Raw genomic sequence first — 20253 nt, forward strand, 5'->3', positions numbered from 1 at the left:
CCGTTGAGGTGTGGGGTTCGGGCGCCGCGGGGCCCGTCGGATGGGCTCGCCCCTGCGGCGTCGGCGCCCGGTACCGCGGGCCGGCTCGCAAGCCGCAGACCTAAAAATCACCCGTTCCCGCGGTTGAGGACGGCCAAAATTGAGCGCTTCCATCGCAGTTTGCGTGCTGAATTCCTCAGCAACCGAGAGCCGTTCGCTCACCTGCGTATAGCACCGCCCGCCCGCACCAAGCCATCTTCAGGGCCACACCAGCTCAACGGTTTTCCCTAGGGCGGTCAAGACCGCAGCGCGGACCAGCCGCGGTGAGGTAAGAAACAAACGGGCGTTCCGCATCCGCGGAAAGGCCCAATCACTACCTAGAGTGTCACGGATCAACCGAAGAAGGTCCGTCAAAGGATCAACCGACGTTGAACAGCCCTACAGCTTTTGGTATCGCAGAGCTGCTTGCTCAGGTTCTGCGCTGGCGGTTCCTTACCTTGAAACTCCACTCAATGGCAGCGGCCAGGCTAGGGGAGTAGTACGCACGATCTGTGGTCTTCTTGTAGCGCAGTGAGCCGGGATGCTCGGGGAACAGCAGATATGTGGTGTCTGGGTCCACTTTGCGCGGGGCTTCGAATGGCCAGGGGAGTTCGTGGCCATCGCCGTAGTGCGCCCGTAATTCTGCTCTGGCGTCTTGGCCCAAGCCTATGGCGAGGACAGGTCCGACCAGTTTCAGTTCCTCATGGAGAAATCGCCGACAGTTATTGATCTCCAGGCGCTTGGACTTGCGGTTTCCGGGCGGGTGGCAGTGGACGACATTCGTGATGAAGATCTGGTCCTTGCGCTGCCCTGCCTGGTCGAGTGCATCATCGATGTAACGACCGCTGCCGCCAGTGAACGGTACGCCCGTTTCCATGCACTGACGGCACAAACTTTGCCCGACGATGACCACGGGGGAATCTACCGAGCCAAACCCCGGTGCTGATTCGGTTTCCTGTGGAATGTTCATTCCCGGACACGCCCGGCACGTTCGAATTTCTGCGGCAATGGCATCCATTTGCCGCTGCTTGGTGGCCGTCATATGGTGTTGCACCTCAGATTCATTTGGTAATCGGTGACCAGCACTTCTGGTCACCGTAGTACCGGTTTGCAGTGTTGTGGATTGGTTTACCGCAAAGGTCTGACAATGCTGCGGCAGCGCCTAACCTGGGGAGCCGTACAAAGTGACGTCGGAACTCTAGCGATCGGTAGCTCGCACGCTTGTCGGACCGGCGCGACAGTATGGCGCTATGAAGTTCGGAATTGCATCCGCCACGGCTGCTGCCGGCGCCACCGCCATCTGGCTGGCCGCGGCTGCGCTCGCTGCTCCGGTCGGTGCCGAGCAGGGCCATTCGCCGCCGGGGTGTGGATTCACGAGCCAATTGCCGTGGTCACCATGCGCGGCGGTACCGCCGTGGGGCCATCGGTACCCCGGCGGATACGACTGGTCAGGCAAAGAGCCGGGCAAGTGGGGTCCGGGCGGCTACCACTACTGCGATTACCGCGAGGGGTGCCCGTGACGCCGTGACGGGCCCCCGCCGCACCACAAACCCGCGCGTTTCTCCTCGCTGACCTGCGTTCCTAGAGTTACCGTAGTGGCTCCAGTCATGAAATGAGTGTTGTGGGATCAGTCAGCCGCCACCCCCGTATCACCGTCGGCATCGCAGCCCTGGCCGCCGGTGCCCTCGTCATGCCGCCGTCGGTGGCGCCGCCTCCGCCGGCTGTCACGCGCGCAGTCGAGTTGGCGGCCAATCCGCTGGACCCCTACGTAGACCTGGTCACCAACACGTTCAACAATCTGGTCACCATCGGCGGGCACTGGCTCGAAGACCCGCTGCCCACGGTGGTGCAGCTCGTCACGAACTGGTTCGGCTATGTGGAGACGACGTTCGACTTGTTGGGTGCCACGGCGCGGTCGTTCGTCGACGGCCTGATCAACCTGCCCGGACAGCTGGAAGTCCTGTTCGGTGCCATCGAGGCCGGGAACATCGTGGAGGCGCTCGGGCAGGGCATCATCGTCGTGTTGAGCGCGTTTCCGGTCCTCGGATTGGTGGACCACCTGGTGGCGATTCCTTACGGAATCGTGGGCAACGTCGTCAGCGCGGCCATGGCCACGCTGCATGCGGTCCAGGTGCCGGTCGGGCTGGCCGCGCTGAGCTCGGTGCAGGCCGCGTTCGCCGAGGTGGGAACGATTGCCCGCGACTTCATCGACGACCTGTCCTCCGGAGATATCGCCGGTGCGCTGGTCGGGTTGATCGGTGCGCCGGCCCAACTTCTCGACGCGTTCCTCAACAGTGAAACCCCCGGCCTGGCAGGACTTCTCGCGCCCTTCGAAGATGTGAACCAATCCGGGTTCGTCGACGCCCTGGTGAACTATCTGCCGCGTGCCGTCGCCGAATCGATCGGCGCCCCCTACTCACCGCTCGCCGAACCGCTCGTGCCGGACGTCGCAGACATCGCAGGCATCGCGCTCGCCGAACCCCTCGTGCCGGACGTCGTAGACATCGCGCTCGCCGAACCGCTGCTGCCGGACGTCGCAGACGCCGTGCTCGCCGATCCGGGCGACCTGCTGCCCGAGTTCTGAACCTTCCGGCGCCGATGACGCCGGCGGGCCCCTGCTCCGGTAAATCCAAGCCAAGTTAACCCGAAGAACGTATTGCGCTTGTTCTGTGATCGTGTCGTGTTACGGGTGTGATTTTTGTTGCCCATTGTTACGGACGTTGCATGAGCGTTCTGAGAGCGAGTCGGTGTCGTAACCGAATGAGGAGTTTGGTTCGTGGGTCAAGGGGCAGTTGAGCGGTCTCGGCGCCACCTGGGGTGGACCGCCCCGGCGAGGACCATAAAACGCCGACTGCGCTGGACGGCCGTGATCGCCGTTCTCTCAGTGCTTTCCGGCGGAGCGGGGATCGCCTCGGGCGTGCCGGCGGTGCCGTTCGCGTCGAGCGCCCAAGTGCAGAACGTGATGGCCGTGACCACCACCTCCACCCCCGTGACGGCCGGACTGGTGGCCAACCCGGCCAACCCCGCCGCCCAGTTCACGATCGTCACCCCGCCCGCGCACGGCACCGTGACCGTCAGCGACGCCACCTTCACCTACACCCCGGCCACCGGCTATGTCGGCACCGACGCCTTCAGCTACACCACGGCCGATGACGCCTCGTTCTCGAACCCGGCTACCGTGGGCATCCAGGTGGTGTCCGAGTCGTCGGCGCCGCCGTCGCTGGCCACCGCCTGCACCGACCTGGGCCCGGCGTTCAATCCGGTGTGTACGGCGATCGGCGATGTCACCGATCCGCTGGTACAGGCTTGCAGCACAGTCGGTTCGGTGGCGGCCTGTAGCTGGTTCGGCGGCAACAAGCACGGGTTGATCAGCGCCTGCTTCGACGTCGCCACCGGACAGCTCGCCGTGACATGCAAGACCCTCGACGCCGCAGCGCAACTGGTGGCCAGCCAATGCCGGGTGATCAACGGCCCGATCAACTACTGCGCCCTGCGCGGCGGCAGTCCCATCGGCGACGCCAGCGTGCAGAAGTACCTTGCCGGGCCGGTGCACCGGGCGCTGGTTCAGCAGTACCGGCTGACCCTGGACCTACCTCTGCGGGACGCCCAGCTGCCGTCCACCCACAACTCGTACAACTACACCAACGCCAATATCCCGCCGACTCTTTCGGGCATGGATCCCGACCAGCTGTATTCGGTGGTCAACCAGCTCGACATGGACATCCGGGCGCTGGAGATCGACGTGCACTGGTTCACCAGCCTGGGCGCGCCCGGCGGGTACGCGCCCATCTTGTGTCACGGCTTCGACAATCACCTGGGCTGCACGTTCGAACGCACCGCGGCCTCCGGCTTCCAGGAGATCCGCCGCTGGCTCGACGCCCATCCCGACCAGGTGATCGTCCTCTACATCGAGAACCGCCTCGACGACCCGGTCGACGACGTCACCAAGTCGCTGCCCGCCGGTGCCGCGGTCATCGAGAGCACGCTGGGCAGCACCTCGGCCCGCGACCTGTTGTTCCGGCCCAGCCAGGTCCAGGCTGGCGCCACCTGCGCCACCACCGGGGTACCGCTGGACGTGAGCCTGGCCGATATCCAGGCCTCCGGAAAGCAGGTCCTGCTCTACACCAGCGGATGCGGCCGCGACCCGGGCTGGGATGCGCTGGGCTTCAATGACAGCAACGTCGTGGAAAAGGGCCAGCCGGTCACCGTGCAGTACCCGGACTGCTACTTCTCCCGGGCGCAGTTCGACACCAACTGGACCCGCTTCTTCGACTCCAACACCCTGGTCGACGTACTCGCCGGCGGCGGCGCCTACCAGCCGATGTCGGGGGAGGCCATTCACGAGATGATGCGCTGCGGCACCAATGCGCCCGGGCTGAACTTCGTGGACCCGCAGAGCGATCAGCTGGGTGGGTTTGTATGGAGTTGGTCCTACGGCCAACCGCTGTCCAGCCCCACTCAGCAATGCGCGGTGCACAACGGTTCCGGTCGCTTCCAGGCAGAGTCCTGCGGCCAGAACATGCCGTACGCCTGCCAGGGTCCCGACGGCTGGCACGTCAGCTCCGGATCCGGCCAGTTCGGCGGCGGCACCGTTGGCTGCATCGGTCACGGCTCATTCGCCGTGCCGCGCAACGGCTATCAGAACGAACAGCTCAAGGCGGCCAAGGCCCAGGCCGGTGTCGAGCGGGTCTGGTTGGCCTACACCGCCGGCAACGACGGCAACTGGAGCGCGGGCACGGCCGCCCCGGCCGCACCGGCGTCCACGCCGGCACCGACATCGCCGCTGACCCCGACATTGCCGCTGACCCCGATGACACCGACGGAACCGCTGACCCCGATGTCGCCGGCGTCGCCGCTGACACCGTCGGCTCCGCTGGTGCCCGCGGCCCCGGTCCCGCCGGCTCTGCCACCGATGCTGATGACCCAGCCCGGTGCGCCGCTGACGGGACGGGTGTCATGATCACTGCCGGGCGGGCTTACCCGCGCCTCTCACAGGCCGACGAGGTCGAGCAGGCTGTCGCCCAGCAGCGCAGGGACCCCGAGGAAGACCATCGCCGGTAGCATGACGAACAGGTCGTCCACGCCTGCGAAGGTGTGATACAGGCTGTCGGCGATGTCGCCCGCGAAGAAGCTCTGCACGCCTGCGCTGAGCTCGTAGGCGCCGGCTTGGAACAACTCCGTCAGGCTGGGAACAAGCGTGGACCAGTCCGTGAGTGGCGGGTTGATGGCGAATTCGCCGGCGAAGGATAGGTAGCCCCCGAAGTTCTGGCCCAGCACACCGCCCACCGCGGCCAGCAGGATGTTCTCTGGGACAGCGGGAAAGATATTGGCACCGGCCGAGGCGAAGTTTCCGACGGCTCCCAAAAGGTCGAGTTCGAAGAGGTCCGATAGTCCCTCCTGCACAAGGTTTCCGGCAAGGGACAGGTTGATTCCCAAGGCCGGCAACAGATCTGAGGCCGTCCCTGCGGGATAGGGGAGGATGGTGAAATCGGCTGTGCCTGCTGTTAGCTGGACCGCGGCTTGGCTTAGCTGAGGGGATGCGGGACCGACGGCGAGAAGGCTGGCGCCGGCCGCGACAATGGCTGCTGCTGCGTGCGTGCGACGGACGTGGTTCATGGGTGCCCTCCCAGCGAAGTTAACGGACAGTTTTCCTGCTTTCACGAACGTAGCGTTAGCAATTACTGAGCGCAACCTGAAGTTTCAGTGGCCTTAGCTGAGGATTCTATTGGGTGGCTCCGCCCGTGGGCCTGCGGAAAGTCACGTCCGGAATCCGCTCGCAGCACCCCGGGTCACTCCTGCACTCCCGGGTGGAATGGGCGCTGTCGGCACGGCCGTGCGAAATCCGCGCCACGATGTGCCGAGCTACCAACACCGGCCGGGGGACGCCGCGGTCTGGGTCGCGGCGCAACCGCTTGTGCCGCTACAGCTTCCCGGCGACGAAGTCAGCCGCCTGGTTGACCATGCCTGACGAGATGTAGGCGCTGGCCAGGTGCTGCGGCCAGTTCTCCTGCCACGTGTTGGGGTCGGCGGGGTTGCAGACCGGGTCGGCGCCGTGGCACTGCTCGATGGTCCGGTCGTTGTACACCGGGTTGAAGTTCGTGATGGGGCCGACCCATTGGCTGCCATTGCCGAACAACGCAACCGCGGCGATGTGCTGGTCGGCGCCCGGCGGCAGGGGATTGTTGAAGCCAAACGCTGAGAACGGGACCGCAAGCACCACGTCGGTGACCGCCGCGCCCAGCGAGTATCCGCCCGGCACGATGCGGGTGTTGGGGCAGCCGTTGATCGTGTTCTGAATGTGGGCGCTCATGTCATTGGCGCCCACGTCGATCTGATTGTCGGCGGGGTATTTCACCGCGTACAGACTGATGTTCTTCGACGACTTGGCGCGCAACGCGCTGACGAAGGCGTTGCCCACCGCACCGGCCCCGGGGGACTCCAGGCGCCCGCGGGCGAACACCACCTCGACGTCGGGGCAGGCCGCGGCGGCCGGGGCAACTGCTCCGGGCGTCCCGGCGGGAATCACGACGGGCGCGGTCAGCAAGGCAGCCGCCAGCACCGTGCCGGAGCCGGCGAGTCGCAATCGGCGGGCCAGGGTTTCGCTCACGAAATGGATAGTAATGCGTTGCATCGTCTCGTCGCCACCGGAGCAGCGGGGCACCGTCGGCCGTCGGGCACCGATCGGCTCAGCTGGCCCCGCGCTGTAATGGATGAGATCCGGCCGCTATTCGGCGTCGGCGGGTCCCAGCAGGCGTACCTCCTCCAAGTCCATCTCCGCCTGGACCTCGCGTAAGACGATGTCGTCGATCTGATTTCGGTCGCGCAGTTCGGTGACCACGCGGCGCTGGTGCTCGAGTACGCCCAACTGCAGCTGCCGCATGACGTCGTCGCGTTCGGCGACGGCGTTCGCCTGCTCGGGCGCCGTCGCCAGCGCAGCCCGATCCTGGTATTCCTGGCGCAGTCCACTCACCAGGTCCGCGTCGGCCTGAAGGTCTTCGGCCACCCGCGGCAACGCCTCCAACGCCGCTTCGGCGGCACGGGTGCGGGCCAGCTGCAACTCCTCGGCGTGGGCGGTGTCGGCGGGCATGCGGGCCCAGCGGACGACGGCGGGCAACGTACTGCCCTGCAACAGCACCGTCACCAGGATCACAAACGACACCACATAGATGATCAGGTGGCGATCGGGGAACGGTGTGCCGGCATGGGTGGTCATCGGGACGGCCAGCGCCGCGGCCAGCGAGACCGCACCGCGGAACCCGGCCCAGCTCGACACCATGCGCTGACGCCAGTTGACGCGACGGGCGCGCTGTACGGCCCGGCGGTCCACCATGCGGATGAGCATGGTGGTGATCTCCGTCCACGCGATCCGGGTGACGATGACGACAGCGGTGACGGCCAGTCCCAGGACGGTGGCGTGCCGAAGCCCGGCGCCGACGTGGTGAATGCCATGGACCGCACCGGGAATCTGCACCCCGACGAACACCCACAGCGAGCCGTTGATCAGAAACGTCGCCATGTCCCAGAACGCAAAGGCCTGCAGTCGCGAGCGCGCCCCGACCACCCGCGGCCCCACATAGGTGAGTACCAGTGCTGAGACCAGCACCGCCACCACGCCGCTGCAATCAAAGGTCTGGGCCAGCAGGAACGCCGCGAACGGTGTCAGCACGCTTAAGGCGCCTTCCTCCAGGGGCGCGTCGATACGGCGGCGCAGCAGCGTCACCGCCCCGGCCACCAGCAGACCGGCCGCGATACCGCCGAGGTAGGAGCCCACGAAACGTTCCACCAGATGGAGCGGCCCGATCGCCGGGCTGCCGGTCGCGACGGCGACGGTCACCGCGAACAACACCAGGGCCGTCCCGTCGTTGATGATGCTCTCGGCACGCAGCACGGTCAGGGGCCGGCGCGGCAGCTTCTTGGCCAGTCCGGCCACCGCGGCGGCGTCGGTGGGCGAGAGCACCGCGCCCAGGACGGAGGCCGCATGCGGCTCCATCCCCAGCGCGCGGGCGGTCCACGACACCGCCACCGCGGTGGCTATCACCAGGCCCACGCTGACCAGCACGATCATGCGCAGGTTCGCGCGGATCTCGCGAAAGCTGGTGTTCATGCTCTCCCAGTACAGGATCGCCGGCAGGAACAGCAGCAACACGATCTCCCCGTCAAGCTGCGCATCGCCGAAGCGGGGGATGAGACCCAGCGCGCCGCCGAGCAGGATCAGCAGTACCGGGGGACCGACCCGATACCGTTTGCCCAGGACGGTGCCCAGGACCACGGTGGCGACGAGGGTGACAACGACGACGAGGCCAAACACCTTCACATCCTCGCTTGGATGCCCGTTATCCGCAGCGGCTCAGCCGTTCCGCGAGGGCTCCAGGTAGGCCGCCAGCGCATTGGTCAGCCCGCGGCGGGCCTCGTCGAGGTCGGCGTAGGAGCCCAGCTGGCGTTCGGACACCAGGCCGCGCATTGCGCCCGGAATGAGGGCGGCCACTTCGCGTACGCGTTGCGGGTCGACGCCCAGATCTGCGAAGGCGGCATGGCATGTGGTCAGCCAGCTCTTGCCCCAGGAGAACAGTTCGGCAGCGGTGCGCGGGTACAGCCGCTCCAGTTCGCGGTGGTCGCGGGGCAGGGCGGCCCGCAGGTTCTCGATCGCCCGGGAGTCCGGCGATGCCAGCCCTTCATAAAGCGTGTCGATGATCGCCGCGACCCGATCCCGCAGCGGCGCACCCGAATTCAGGGTTCCAAAGGCTGAGATGGCCGCGTCGCGCCGTTCGGCGGTGCGGTGCAGGACCGCCGCCCAGAAGCCATCGACGTCGCCGAACTGGTACTGCACGGCGCCCCACGTGGCGCCGCACTCCCTGGCGATCCGGCTGGCCGAGACCGCGCCGGGATCGCCGGTGGCCAGGGAGCGCACCGCGGCGTCCAGCATGGCCTCGCGGGTAGCCAGCCCGCGCTTGTTGCTGCGCCGCGCCTCCGATTGAGCCATCCCCGGAATCCTAACAAGATTTCCATAGTGCCCACTATGATTCTGTGGCGAGGCGCATTATGCTCCGACAGTCGGTGTCCGGTCCAGACCACAGAGAGGACGCGTTGGCATGGCCAAGCCGCCGTTGTCGATGAACCCGACAGGCTGGTTCCAAGTCGCCTGGTCTGACGAGATCGGCGTCGGCGACGTACACACCATGAAGTACTTCGGCCGGGAGATGGTCGCGTGGCGGGCCGAGTCGGGCCAGCTCACCGTGATGAACGCCTACTGCGAGCACCTGGGTGCTCATCTGGGCTACGGCGGCAAAGTCTGCGGCGAGGTGCTGCAGTGTCCGTTCCACGGCTGGCAGTGGAACTCTCAGGGCCGCAACGTCTGTATTCCCTACCAGGACAAGCCCAACCGGGGCCGGCGCATCACCACCTACCCGGTCGTCGAACGCAACGAGTCGGTATACATCTGGAACGACGCGCAGGGCCGTGAGCCGTACTTCGACGCGCCGGACGTGTTCGCCAGCTTCGACGATCGCACGGCCGCCGATTACTACCCGCAGCAGCGGCTGTTCCGGCCGCAACTGGAGCTGCACCCGCAGTACGTGCTGGAGAACGGGGTGGACTTCGCCCACTTCAAATACGTGCACCAGACCCCGATCGTGCCGGTCTTCACCCGCCACGACTTCGCCGAACCGGTGTCCTACGTCGACTTCACCATCACCTTCGAGGGCGACGACGGCCAGTCGATCGAAGATGTCAACAGCGGTGTCGAGGCCATCAACGGCGGCTTGGGCATCGCGGTGACCAAGAGCTGGGGGATGATCGACAACCGCACCATCTCGGCGATCACGCCCGTCGACGAGTCCACATCCGATGTCCGCTTCATGGTCTACATCGGCCGGACCCCGTCTCGTGATGCGGCCAAAGCCGAGGCCAGAGCGGCGGACTTCGGCCGCGAAGTCATCCGCCAATTCGAGCAGGACATCCACATCTGGTCGCACCAGCGGTACTCGGATCCGCCTGCTCTGGCGACCGCCGAGTACGAGGGCTTCACCGCAATCCGCCAGTGGGCCAAGCAGTTCTATCCCGACGGCATCGGCGGCAGCGCTGCTGAGGTCGCTGAAATGATTGCCCAGAAAGGTTTCACCGCATGAACGCAGCCGCCGCACCCGTCCGCGTGTTCCAGGTCGCCACCGGCAACGTCGGGACCGAGATGATTCGGCGGTTCGCCGCCCGCGATGACCTCGAACTCGTTGGAGTGCATTGCTATTCGCCGGACAAAATCGGCAAGGATGCCGGCGAACTGGCCGGCATCGCGCCCAACGGCGTGATCGCGACCGGCAGCGTCGAGGAGATCATCGCCGCCAAGCCCCACGTCCTGACCTTTCACGGCGTGTTCCCCGACGAGGATCTCTACGTCGCGATCCTGGAAGCGGGCATCAACATCGTGACCACCGCCGACTGGATCACCGGCTGGCACCGCGACACCAACCACCCGCACCCCTCGGGCAAACCGGTGACCCAGCTGCTGGCCGAGGCCTGCGAAAAAGGCGGCGCCACCTTCTACGGGACCGGCATGAACCCCGGGCTCAACCAGATTCTCGGCGTGGTGTGCTCGGCCGACGTCGCCGAGATCGAGAACATCACCACCATCGAATCGGTGGACGTGTCCTGCCACCACTCCAAGGACACCTGGATCGAGGTCGGCTACGGCCAGCCGGTGGACGATCCGGAGATCCCAGCCAAGCTGGAGAAGTTCACCCGGGTCTTCGCCGACAGTGTGCTGATGATGGCCGACTGCTTCGACCTGACCCTCGACGAGGTGACCTTCGACTACGAACTCGGCGCCTGCACCCGGGATGTCGACCTGGGCTGGTACACCCTGCCCAAAGGCTCACTGGGCGGCAACTACATCAAGTACCAGGGCATGGTGAACGGTGTGCCGCGCGTTGAAACCCACCTGGAGTGGCAGATGACGCCCTACACCGAGCCGAACTGGAACATCAAGGGCTGCTACATCACCCGGGTCACCGGTGACCCGTGCGTCTACAACAAGCACATGATCTTCCCCAAGCCCGGTGTGGACCTGTCCAACCCGGACAACTTCGCCTCCATCGGCATGACCGTGACCGGGCTGCCCGCCCTCAACGCGATCAAGTCCGTGGTGGCGGCACCGCCCGGCCTGCTGACCAGCGCCGACCTGCCGCTGCGCGGATTCGCCGGGCGATTCCGTCCGTGACGACGCGCGCGGGAATCCCCGGCTGAGCCGGCCCGCGAAGCGGCTGAGGGGTCAGGACCCGGCGGGCAGCGGGGTGCCGGAACTGCCCGCGGGCAGCGGGGTCCCGGCGCTGGCCGGCGGCGGTGTTGCCGGGCGTGACGACGGCGGACGGGCCGGCGACGGCGCCTGCTCGCCGGCAGCGCCGGAGGAGGCCGGAGTCTGCGGGGCGGCCGGTGCCTGCGGTTGCGGCGCCGGCACCACCCACCGGGCCAGGTCCGCGCCGGCGGTCTGGTAGACGATGCTGGTCGGGGCGTCGCCGGTGACGTCGAAGTAGAGCTTGCCGCTGGCCCGCTGGCCCTGGGTCAAGGCGGTCGGAACGATGCCATGCGTCGTCGGCACGGTGAACAGCGACTGATAGGACTGGCCGCTCGCCGACCGGGCGCTGAAGTTGGCGACGATGGGGAAGACGGTGCCCTGGATCGCCTCGTCAGTGGCGGTGACCTCCCACAGGGTCCCGCGCGGCTGGTAGGGGATGGCGTCCGAGCTGGGCCGCAGGTCGCTCACCGTCCAACCGTGCACACCGGGACCTTCGGGAACGGTGCCCTGAGTGCCGATCGGCTGGGTTGCCGGGCCCTGCACCGCGACGATGGTGTCGGGCTCGGCGCCGGCGATCCCGGTGCTCAGAGCACCCGCGATGGCCAATGCTCCCGCGGCCAGTGCGGTCGATATGGACTTCATGGGTCTCACTCCTCCAGTGCGGCGGCGTCCCGAAGATATTGGCAGTGAAAGTGCTTCGACCGTATCGGGCTCGCAGACAGGGTAGCCGGAGCCGGGCACGGCCCAGACGCGCAGGACGCGTGGGCCGAGCCCGACGGGTGATCGGCGGTGGTCAGCGCGCGGCGGACGAGCCGCTTGCGCCGCCGGAGGAGTCAGAGCCCCCGGCGGTGCCTTCCGAGCTTGCGGTGCCGGTGGCCTCCGTCGTCGATGCGCCGCTGGCGTCGGTGGGAAGCGGCGTTCCCGAGCTGCCGGCAGCCGCAGCGGCCTCAGACGGAGCCGGCGTGGCGGGGGCCTGTTGCGAGGACGGGGCCGGGGTGCCGGCCGACGTCGACGCTTCGGCGGTGCCGGTGCCTTCGGCCTGCGCCCCGGTGCTTGCCGTGCCGGCCTCTGTCTGCGATCCGGACGCCGCGGTGCCGTCGGCCTCAGCAGCCAGCGGCGTGCCCTCGCTGCCGGCGGACAGCGGGGTGCCCTCGCTGCCGGCGGCCGTGGCGTCGGTGGCAGTCCCGGCACCCGGGGTGCCCTGCTGGGCGGGCTTGGCGCCGGTGGCCGCTGGGCCGGTGGTCCGGTGCGCGCCGGTGGCCGGGTTGCCCGAGGCGTCACCGGACGGTGCGGCGGGGATCCAGACCAGCAGATCCTGGCCGGCGCCCTGGTAAACCGCACTGTTGGGTGCGTCGCCGGTGACGTCGAAGTACACCTTGCCGCTGGTCTTCTGGCCCTGCGTCAGGTTGGCCGGGTTGACGCCCTGCGCCGTGGCCACCGTGAACAGCGCCGGGTAGGTCAGGCCGCTGGACGAACGGGCGCCGAGGTTGGCGACCACCGGCGTGACCGTGCCCTGAATCGCCACTCCGGTCGCGGTGGCCTCCCACAGGGTGCCCTGCGGCTGGTAGGGGATGGCGTCCGAGCTGGGGCGCAGGTCGCTGACCGTCCAGCCCTGGATAACGTCACCATTCTTCACGGTGCCCTGGCTGCCGATCGGGTGGGTCGAGGGGGCGGCGTCGCCGGCGTCCGCGGTGGCGGTCGCGGCGGTGACGGCTCCGGCTGCGGCCAACGCGCCCGCGGCTGCCACGGCAGTTGCGAAGAATCTCATGGTCGGTGGGCTCCTCGGTTCGACGGGATCGCTCGGGGATGACGCAGTGACTCCAAAGCGAAAATGCTAACGGAGTCAACGACTGCGTGGGCCCGCTTGAGGCCGATCCGCGGTCAGGAATGCGAACTCCACCAAGTGTAGAACTGTTCCAGCGTCGGGGTGTTGCGCTCGGCCCGCAGCGAGCCGATCACCAGGTTGGCGTCGTTGGTCCAGACCAGCACCGCAGACCCGTTGCGCGTACCGCACAGCAGTGTTCCGGCGGTCTTGTCCGGGGTGGCGGTACGGTGCCAGGCCCCCGGCGACTGAATGCGCCCCGGGCAGGTGACCACATTGGTGGCCTGCACGGTGTCGTCGAAGCTCACGCGCAGCGCAACGATGTCGCGGAACAGGGTGTAGGTCGCCGTGGGCGGGCCGTCGACGTCGACGTTGCGGCCGCACGTCACCTCCGCGATCGCCCCGTTCGAGGGCGTGACGGCCTTACAGGTGCCCTGCGGGTAACCCGGCGGCAGCAGCTTGAAAAGGCGGTCCTGCGCCTCCGCCTGCGACGCCGTCGTCGGGGCTTGGCCCGCTGCGGTTGCCGAGCCGGACGTGCTGCCCGCAACGCCACCGCCGTCGGAAGCCGGCCGACTCGTCATCCAGGTGGCCAACCCTACGATGGCCACGACCAGCGCCGCTGCGATCCACAACACCAGCGGTCGAGCGGCCAGGCGGCCGGGCAGGCCCAGCCGGCGCGGTGAACGCAACCAATCGTCGCCGGTTGCGGTTCGGGGCAGGGCTGCCGGCGCCGCAGCGGGTACCGGTTCGGGAACATCGGCGGCGGGAGCATCGGCGGCCGGGGCAGGTGGCTCGGCCGCCTCCAGGTCCGGGGATGTGGACGGCTCGGCCGGCGCGGTGGACGGCACCGACGCTTCGCTTTCAAGCGCCTCGCTCGTCGCCGCCACCGGTGTGCCCGGTTCGGGCTGACCGACCAGGGGTGGGGTGGCCTGCTGGCTGGACTCGTAGATCTGCACCGTCTGGTGCTGATCGGGCGTGCTGAGCGCCTGATAGGCGGCGGTCGCAAGCTCGGCGGCGCTGGCATACCGCGCCTGCGGCTCCTTGGCCATGCCTTTGGCTATCACCTCGTCCAAGGCTTCCGGGATCGCCGCCCCGGCCCGGCTCGGGCGCGGAATGGCCTTGGTCTGGTGCGCGTGGGCCAGTGCGGCCAGGTTGTCTGCCCGGTAGGGCGGCGTCCCGGTCAGGCACTGATAGAGCACGCACGTCAGCGCATAGATGTCGGCGGCCGGGCCGAACTCACTGCCGGAGAACAGCTCCGGCGCCGCGTACTTCCAGCCGGCGCTCGCATGCTCGGCCGCCTCGGCCCCGGGCGCGCCCGCCAGCGCGAAATCCACCAGATAGACGAAGTCGTCGCCGGTCACCAGGATGTTGCGTGGCCGCACGCCCCGGTGAAACACCCCGGCACTGTGCGCGGCATCCAGCGCCGAGGCCGCCTGCCACACGATGTTGACCGCACGCGGCGGGGAGAGCACGCCGGTCCGCTTCAGCAACGCGGCCAGGTCGGCACCGGCAACCAGCGGCATGTCGAGGTAGACGCGGCCGTCGAGTTCGCCGTAGTCACGGACCGGGACCACATGCGGCTCCTGCACCCGCCCGGCAACCAGGGCCTCGCGCTGCAACCACTCGCGCAGGGCGGGCCCGCACAGCGCCGGCGCGAGCAGTTTGAGCGCCGCGGGGCGGTCCCGGCGGGTGTCGAACGCTTCGTAGAGCTCACCGGTGCTGCCGCGGCCCAGCAGCCGTTTGAGGAGGTAGGGCCCCAATCGTGACCCGGCCCGCGAACCCGACGCGGTCTCGTCCATCACCGACTCCTCACGGAAACCCACGGCCCCGGCCACCGAACTGTGTGCCTGACGGTTTCGCCGCCCATGATTTCATCACCGGACCCGGCGGCCATCAGCCGGTGGCGCCGGTCAGCGGCCGGTGAGGTTGCTGATCGTCAGAATCTCCAGATTGCGATAGGCCCGGCCGGTGGGCTGCACCAGATCGTGGAACCAGACCTGCGGTTCTGCGCTGTAGGGACTGTCCCAGGAGTCCCACGGCAGGTAGGTCTGCGTGCGCCCCGCCACGAAGCCCCAGTTGTAGGCGCCCACGTTATGGCGCTTCATGATCGGCAGAATCCCGTCGATGGTGTTGCCCCGGGTGCGGGCCAGATACTCCGTGCACATCAGCGGCCGCCCCAGGGGCGCCAGTTCGGCGATGCGGTCACTGAACGTGGCCGGCTTGTCGTAGGAGTGGAACGTGATGACGTCGGAGCTGTTGAGCTGGGTGTTGACGATCGTGCTGCCCTGGCGCGAGCCCTCCCATATCCCACTGGTCAGCGGCTGACGGGCGTCGACCGACCGTGCCCAGCTGAACACCTGCGGCAGGAGGTCGCTGATGAGGTCGAGCTTGTCCGATCGTTCGACGGCGCTGTACTCGCGGGCCATGTTGTCCGGCTCGTTCCACAGGTCCCAGGCAAGCACGCGTTCGTCGTACCGGAACTGGCTCATCACGCCGGTGACGTAGTCATACAGAGTGCGGTAGTAGTTGCGGTCCCCGAGGCGGTCGGCGCCGGGACTCTGCACCCAGCGTGAGTTGTGGATGCCGACCCGCGGCGCCGGCTGGGGCCCGGCTTTGGGGTGCGGGTCCCAGCAGGAGTCGAACAGCACGAACATCGGCTTGATGCGGTGGCGGGCGGCGACGGCGACGAACTGGCCCAGCCGGTATTGGAAGCCCCGCTGGTCGGCGGCCCACAGTTGATCGTGCAGGAACACCCGCACGGTGTTGAAGCCCGCCGAGCGGGCCCAGCCCAGCTCGGCGTCGATCCGCCGCAGATCGAACGTGCCCGGCTGAAACATCTCGAGCTGATTGACCGCGGAGGAGGTGATGTAGTTGGAGCCCACCGGCCAGCCCTGAGCCTGGTACCAGCGATTAACCCGCTCGATCGACCAGCGGCCGGGGTCCGCGCCGGCCCGTGGGAGCCGACTTAACGTGGGGCCGGCCGCCAGCAGCAGTGGCAGCCCCAATGCCGTGCGACGCTTCACGCAGTGACCATAACGTCCGCAGAAGTTAGCGGCCGTCCGGACGCACGGAAAGTCGCCGAGCAAATTGGGGGGCCGCGCCGGGGGCGACCGCGGCCCCCTACACTGCTGCGGAACTGTTCAGTCCGATTCGTGGTGCCGGAGGCCGACAATGTCGCAGTACCTGCAGGACAAGGTCGTCGTCGTCACCGGTGCGGGCGGCGGATTCGGCAAACTGATCGCCGAGAAGTGCGCCGCCGCCGGGGCCCGCGTGGTCGGACTGGACATCGGCGCCGAGGCCCTCGCGGAGGTCTTCGACGGCATCCGCCAGGCGGGACTGACCGGCAGTTATCAGGTGGCCGACGTCACCGACATCGAACAGATGAAGGCCGCGGTGCAGCATGCGGTGCAGACCTTCGGCGCGGTGGACGTCATCGTCAACAACGCCGGGGTGATGCCGCTCGCCTACTTCGCCGACCACGAGAAGGCCTGGCAGCGCTGGCACCGGGCGATCGACATCAACGTCAAGGGCGTGGTGAACGGCATTTCGGCTGTCTACGACCAGATGATCGCCCAGGGCCGCGGCCACGTGGTCAACATCTCGTCGATCTACGGCAACGCCGGTGTGGCGGGCGCCGGCGTGTACAGCGCGACCAAGGCCGCCGTCACCGCGTTGTCCGACTCGCTGCGTATCGAGGCGAAGGGCAAGATCAAGGTCACCACGGTCAAACCGACCGGTGTCATGGGCACCAACCTCGGCCACGGAATGGTCAACGGCTCGGCGATCATGGAAATGGTCGGAGCCCGCCGCGAGAGCTACCAGCAGTCCGTCGCCGCCTACACCACGGGCACCCTGGCGCCCGAGCAGACCGACATCGACTCGGTGCAGTACTGGCTGATCACTCCCGAGGATCTGGCCGAGGCAGTGGTGCACGTCATCGATCAGCCGTGGGGCATCAGCATCAGCGACATCACGGTGCGGGCCAGCGGCGAGGACTACATCTACTGACGGCAACCGGAGCCGGCGAATCGGAGGCGGCACGCGACGATGTCTACCGGGCCCGCATGGCGCTCTCCGGCCTACACCGCCGCCGAGATCGCCCACTATCACGCCGTGGGGTGGTGGTCGCCGACGACGCTGTCGGACGCGGTGCGCCGCAACGCCCGCCAGTTCTCGGCCCGCAACGCCTATGTGGACTTTTCCGCTTCCGGGTTGACCTGGCAGGAGTTCGACGCCGCGGCGGACGCGCTGGCGGCGCGGCTGGCGGGAGCCGGCGCGCGTCCCGGTGACCGGATCGCGGTGTGGCATGGCGATTCCGCCGCCATCCACGTGTTGTACGTGGCGATCGAGCGCTGCGGCGCGGTGGTGGTCGGCATCGGCGCACGGGCCGGAACCCGCGAGGTGGCCGCGATCCTGGGCGCCTCGCGGGCCCGGGTGCTGATCACCGACGCGCAGCGGCGTGCCTCGGCAGCCGGCCTCGACATCGAAACGTTGAGCATGGATGAGCTGAACTCGGTCGCCGCCAGTGCCGCCGGCCCCCAACTGGGGCCCGACGACGTCTTTCTGATCAATTCCACCTCCGGCACCACCGGGTTGCCCAAATGCGTGGTGCACACCCAGAACCGCTGGCATTACTTTCACCAGCTGGCGGTGTCCAACGGGCGACTGCGCCCCGACGACGTCTTCCTGCCCGTCATTCCGACTCCGTTCGGCTTCGGCATCTGGACCAACCACACCACCCCCATCCGGCTCGGCGCCCAGACGATCCTGCTGGACCGCTTCAGCGTCGCCGCGACGTTCGCGGCCATCGAGCGCCACCGGGTCACCGTATTGTGCTGTGTCAGCACCCAATTGACCATGATGATGGCCGATCGCCTCAGCGCTGAATTCGACCTGAGCTCTTTGCGGGTGGTGTTCACCGGTGGGGAGGCGTTGCCCTACCGGCCCGCCGCGCGGTTCGAGGAGCTCACCGGAGCCACCATCCTGCAGTTCTACGGGTCCAACGAGACCGGGGTGCTCAGCGCCACCACCCCCGACGACCCGCTGGAGCGGCGGTTGCGCACCGGTGGGCGCATCGTGCCCGAGATGGCGGTCCGGCTTTTCGGCGGCGAGGACGGCAACACCGACGTGACTGATACCGGGCGGGGTCAGCCCGCCTGCCGCGGGCCGGCCACCAGTTTGGGCTATCTGGACGGGGTCGATCACGACAAGCTGTTCACCGCCGACGGGTGGATGCGCATGGGCGATCTCTGCGAGATCGACGCCGACGGCTATCTGAGCGTCACCGGCCGGCTTTCCGATTTCATCCTGCGCGGCGGAAAGAACATCAGCGCCGCCCAGGTCGAAGAAGCGGTGCTGACGCATCCGGCGATCGCGGTGGCCGCCGCAGTGCCGATGCGCGACGAGGTGTTCGGCGAAAAGGTCTGCGTCTACGTCGAACTCGCCAAGGGCGCACCCGGGGTGACCGGCACGCTGGAGTTGGCCGAGCTCGTCGAGCACCTGCTGGCCCTGGGCGTGTCCAAGGAGCTGCTGCCCGAACGCCTGGTCGTCCTCGACGAGCTGCCGCGATCCTCTGGCGGCAAGATCGCCAAGGGACGGCTCCGCGAGATCGGCGGCCACGCATAGGCGCCGCAATGCCGCGCGGAAGCGTTGTCCCGCAGCGCTACCCGGGATCATCGCCACGGTCCAGGAGCTCCATCGGGTGATGCAGGTGGTTGATCCGCGGCTGGCCCGTTCGGTCGGTCCAGGCCAGGCGGCCACGCTCGGTGAGCTGGGTCTGAAGGTCGCCGCGGGTCGCAGCGCCGTGGTCGGGACCGCAGGCGAAGTAGAGCTGGTCGGCGTCGGTACGCCCGCCGTGAGCCCAGTCGGTCGCGTGGTGCACCTCGCAGTGGTAGCCGGGCTCGGAGCAGTTGGGCCGGGTGCAGCCGCGGTCTCGGGCGTGGCAGATGATCCGGTGATCCAGCGTGGCGATGCGCCTGCTGCGGCCCAGATACAACGGCCGTTCCGAGTGGTCGTCGAAGACCACCAGATAATGAATCGCATTGGCCGCCATGCGGATCAGATCACGCATCGGCAGGCGGCTGCCGCCTCCGGTGCGGGCAGGCCCGGGCATCGGGAGGCTCGGGTCGGCGATCGCGCGTCCGGCCTGCTCGAGGTCGGCGAGCGTGGTGGTGGCGATGACCGAGACCGGAACACCGCGGTGGGTGCCCAGGGCGCCGGATGCAATGCCGTGGCGCAGGGCGAGTTTGAGGGCGTCGTGGTTTCGTTGGCCGTTGGAGCGCAGGTCCGGACCGGCTGGTGCTTCGGGGCACTCGGACGGCTCGGGGGTGTCGGGCCGGCGGTGGCCGGGCCGCACCGCGGCCATTGCCGCCTCGAGGTAGGCGCGGGTCTCGGGGTCGACGCAGCCGGACAGCCGGCTCATACCGTCGGGGCCCTGGCGGCCCAACACCAGGTTGCGCCGCCGCGCCCGATCCGCATCGGTGAAGTTGCCGTCGGGGTTGAGGACGTCGGCAATGGCGTGGCCGAGAGCGGTCACAAAGGCGGCATCCTGTTCGGTCGCGTGGCGCACCAGGGTGCGCTCGGCGGCCGCCCGATCGGCCGGTGCGACGTTCCCGGGCAGCTGGTCGAGGGCGGTGGTGACGGATCTGATGTGGTCGTCGCCGATCCGGCCGTCCTCGACCGCGGCGGCGACCGCGGGGAACTCCGGTGGGGCAGGGGGACCGGTCAGATTGCGACGGGGCCGGATGCGGGCGGCGACCCGGAACCGGCGCCGCACCTCGGCGCGGGTGATGCGCAGGCGTGACCACAGCAGGTCGGTGAGCTTGGTGTCGGCCGGCAGTCGAGGGTCGTCGGGGCCGTCGGGTGGGTCGGCCAGTTCGCCGAACATGCGGAAGGACAGGCCGCGGTTGACCCGATGCTGGGTTTCGAGGCGCTCGGCGATCTCGACGCGGAACGCATTGCCCACGATGTCGGTGTCGGCCGCCCGCAGCCGGGACTGGGCGTCATCGATCAAGGCCAGCTCCGCCCGGATGGCCGCGCGGGCCGCCGCGGCGGGAGGCAGGACCTGATCGGTGGCGGACACCCCTCCAACGTATCGAACATACGTTCGCATACGGCGGCGTCGGGCGAC

General features: G+C 68.1%; 17 protein-coding genes and 1 pseudogene. 8 read left to right on the forward strand and 10 right to left on the reverse strand.

The annotated features are described in order from the left end of the window. Positions 1-129: 129 nt before the first annotated feature. Positions 130-553: pseudogene (locus tag AWC02_RS23020) on the forward strand (hypothetical protein); the annotation flags it as partial. On the opposite strand, the gene AWC02_RS09845 reads toward AWC02_RS23020, so the two are convergent. Then, positions 449-1060 carry a uracil-DNA glycosylase gene (locus AWC02_RS09845; protein ID WP_085128600.1) on the reverse strand — a complete coding sequence of 204 codons (612 nt, stop codon included), beginning with the start codon at positions 1058-1060 and terminating at the stop codon, positions 449-451. The pseudogene AWC02_RS23020 and the gene AWC02_RS09845 sit on opposite strands and share 105 nt — an antisense overlap. A gap of 208 nt (positions 1061-1268) precedes the next feature. On the opposite strand from AWC02_RS09845, the gene AWC02_RS21610 reads away from it, so the two are divergent. From AWC02_RS21610 to AWC02_RS09855, 3 genes are all read left to right on the forward strand, one after another. After that, on the forward strand, positions 1269-1538 hold the full coding sequence (locus AWC02_RS21610; protein ID WP_133055619.1) for a hypothetical protein: 270 nt from the start codon (positions 1269-1271) through the stop codon (positions 1536-1538). A gap of 92 nt (positions 1539-1630) precedes the next feature. Continuing rightward, positions 1631-2602, forward strand: coding sequence for a hypothetical protein (locus tag AWC02_RS09850; RefSeq protein WP_133055620.1), 972 nt, complete (start codon positions 1631-1633; stop codon positions 2600-2602). Positions 2603-2884: 282 nt separating this feature from the next. Then, the gene (locus AWC02_RS09855) at positions 2885-4978 is read left to right on the forward strand and encodes an Ig-like domain-containing protein (protein WP_085128602.1); all 2094 of its coding nucleotides are present in this window, start codon (positions 2885-2887) and stop codon (positions 4976-4978) included. A gap of 29 nt (positions 4979-5007) precedes the next feature. On the opposite strand, the gene AWC02_RS09860 is transcribed toward AWC02_RS09855, so the two are convergent. From AWC02_RS09860 to AWC02_RS09875, 4 genes are all read right to left on the reverse strand, one after another. Next, the gene (locus AWC02_RS09860) at positions 5008-5634 is read right to left on the reverse strand and encodes a hypothetical protein (RefSeq protein ID WP_133055621.1); all 627 of its coding nucleotides are present in this window, start codon (positions 5632-5634) and stop codon (positions 5008-5010) included. Positions 5635-5938: 304 nt separating this feature from the next. Then, positions 5939-6649 carry a cutinase family protein gene (locus AWC02_RS09865; RefSeq protein WP_419179231.1) on the reverse strand — a complete coding sequence of 237 codons (711 nt, stop codon included), beginning with the start codon at positions 6647-6649 and terminating at the stop codon, positions 5939-5941. A gap of 93 nt (positions 6650-6742) precedes the next feature. Further along, positions 6743-8326 carry a Na+/H+ antiporter gene (locus AWC02_RS09870; RefSeq protein ID WP_085128644.1) on the reverse strand — a complete coding sequence of 528 codons (1584 nt, stop codon included), beginning with the start codon at positions 8324-8326 and terminating at the stop codon, positions 6743-6745. 39 nt (positions 8327-8365) lie between these two features. Beyond that, a complete protein-coding gene (locus AWC02_RS09875) occupies positions 8366-8998 on the reverse strand; it encodes a TetR/AcrR family transcriptional regulator (RefSeq protein WP_085128605.1) in 633 nt (210 codons plus the stop codon). Positions 8999-9107: 109 nt separating this feature from the next. On the opposite strand from AWC02_RS09875, the gene AWC02_RS09880 reads away from it, so the two are divergent. Further along, positions 9108-10142, forward strand: a complete 1035-nt coding sequence (locus AWC02_RS09880) for a Rieske 2Fe-2S domain-containing protein (protein ID WP_085128606.1) — start codon at positions 9108-9110, stop codon at positions 10140-10142. Continuing rightward, entirely contained in the window at positions 10139-11227 is a 1089-nt protein-coding gene (locus AWC02_RS09885) for an NAD(P)H-dependent amine dehydrogenase family protein (RefSeq protein WP_085128607.1), read from the forward strand. Before AWC02_RS09880 ends, AWC02_RS09885 begins: the two co-directional genes overlap by 4 nt. A 51-nt stretch (positions 11228-11278) precedes the next feature. On the opposite strand, the gene AWC02_RS09890 is transcribed toward AWC02_RS09885, so the two are convergent. From AWC02_RS09890 to AWC02_RS09905, 4 genes are all read right to left on the reverse strand, one after another. Beyond that, positions 11279-11944 carry an MPT63 family protein gene (locus AWC02_RS09890; RefSeq protein ID WP_085128608.1) on the reverse strand — a complete coding sequence of 222 codons (666 nt, stop codon included), beginning with the start codon at positions 11942-11944 and terminating at the stop codon, positions 11279-11281. Positions 11945-12095: 151 nt separating this feature from the next. Further along, a complete protein-coding gene (locus AWC02_RS22865; protein ID WP_085128609.1) occupies positions 12096-13070 on the reverse strand; it encodes an MPT63 family protein in 975 nt (324 codons plus the stop codon). A gap of 113 nt (positions 13071-13183) precedes the next feature. Further along, positions 13184-14923 (reverse strand): serine/threonine-protein kinase, encoded by a 1740-nt coding sequence (locus AWC02_RS09900; protein ID WP_085128645.1) that lies wholly within the window; start codon positions 14921-14923, stop codon positions 13184-13186. Between the two features lie 111 nt (positions 14924-15034). Beyond that, positions 15035-16147: a glycoside hydrolase 5 family protein gene (locus tag AWC02_RS09905; protein ID WP_085128610.1), complete on the reverse strand. Its 1113-nt coding sequence runs from the start codon at positions 16145-16147 to the stop codon at positions 15035-15037. A 148-nt stretch (positions 16148-16295) separates the two neighbouring features. Here AWC02_RS09905 and AWC02_RS09910 point away from each other — a divergent pair, with 148 nt between their 5' ends. Beyond that, complete coding sequence (locus AWC02_RS09910; protein ID WP_085128611.1) at positions 16296-17132, forward strand: SDR family oxidoreductase; 837 nt, start codon at positions 16296-16298, stop codon at positions 17130-17132. A gap of 39 nt (positions 17133-17171) precedes the next feature. Next, the gene (locus AWC02_RS09915) at positions 17172-18749 is read left to right on the forward strand and encodes a class I adenylate-forming enzyme family protein (RefSeq protein WP_085128612.1); all 1578 of its coding nucleotides are present in this window, start codon (positions 17172-17174) and stop codon (positions 18747-18749) included. 37 nt (positions 18750-18786) lie between these two features. Here the strand turns inward: AWC02_RS09915 and AWC02_RS09920 are convergent, their stop codons facing one another. Further along, on the reverse strand, positions 18787-20205 hold the full coding sequence (locus tag AWC02_RS09920) for an HNH endonuclease signature motif containing protein (RefSeq protein WP_237160411.1): 1419 nt from the start codon (positions 20203-20205) through the stop codon (positions 18787-18789). Between the last annotated feature and the right edge of the window lie 48 nt (positions 20206-20253).

Source organism: Mycolicibacter engbaekii, assembly GCF_002101585.1.
GTDB lineage: Bacteria > Actinomycetota > Actinomycetes > Mycobacteriales > Mycobacteriaceae > Mycobacterium > Mycobacterium engbaekii.

Coding starts and splice junctions, on each gene's coding strand:
- AWC02_RS09845 (WP_085128600.1), bottom strand. CDS start 1,060: ATGACGGCCACCAAGCAGCGGCAAATGGATGCCATTGCCGCAGAAATT.
- AWC02_RS21610 (WP_133055619.1), top strand. CDS start 1,269: ATGAAGTTCGGAATTGCATCCGCCACGGCTGCTGCCGGCGCCACCGCC.
- AWC02_RS09850 (WP_133055620.1), top strand. CDS start 1,631: ATGAGTGTTGTGGGATCAGTCAGCCGCCACCCCCGTATCACCGTCGGC.
- AWC02_RS09860 (WP_133055621.1), bottom strand. CDS start 5,634: ATGAACCACGTCCGTCGCACGCACGCAGCAGCAGCCATTGTCGCGGCC.
- AWC02_RS09865 (WP_419179231.1), bottom strand. CDS start 6,649: ATGCAACGCATTACTATCCATTTCGTGAGCGAAACCCTGGCCCGCCGA.
- AWC02_RS09875 (WP_085128605.1), bottom strand. CDS start 8,998: ATGGCTCAATCGGAGGCGCGGCGCAGCAACAAGCGCGGGCTGGCTACC.
- AWC02_RS09880 (WP_085128606.1), top strand. CDS start 9,108: ATGGCCAAGCCGCCGTTGTCGATGAACCCGACAGGCTGGTTCCAAGTC.
- AWC02_RS09885 (WP_085128607.1), top strand. CDS start 10,139: ATGAACGCAGCCGCCGCACCCGTCCGCGTGTTCCAGGTCGCCACCGGC.
- AWC02_RS09890 (WP_085128608.1), bottom strand. CDS start 11,944: ATGAAGTCCATATCGACCGCACTGGCCGCGGGAGCATTGGCCATCGCG.
- AWC02_RS22865 (WP_085128609.1), bottom strand. CDS start 13,070: ATGAGATTCTTCGCAACTGCCGTGGCAGCCGCGGGCGCGTTGGCCGCA.
- AWC02_RS09900 (WP_085128645.1), bottom strand. CDS start 14,923: ATGGACGAGACCGCGTCGGGTTCGCGGGCCGGGTCACGATTGGGGCCC.
- AWC02_RS09910 (WP_085128611.1), top strand. CDS start 16,296: ATGTCGCAGTACCTGCAGGACAAGGTCGTCGTCGTCACCGGTGCGGGC.
- AWC02_RS09915 (WP_085128612.1), top strand. CDS start 17,172: ATGTCTACCGGGCCCGCATGGCGCTCTCCGGCCTACACCGCCGCCGAG.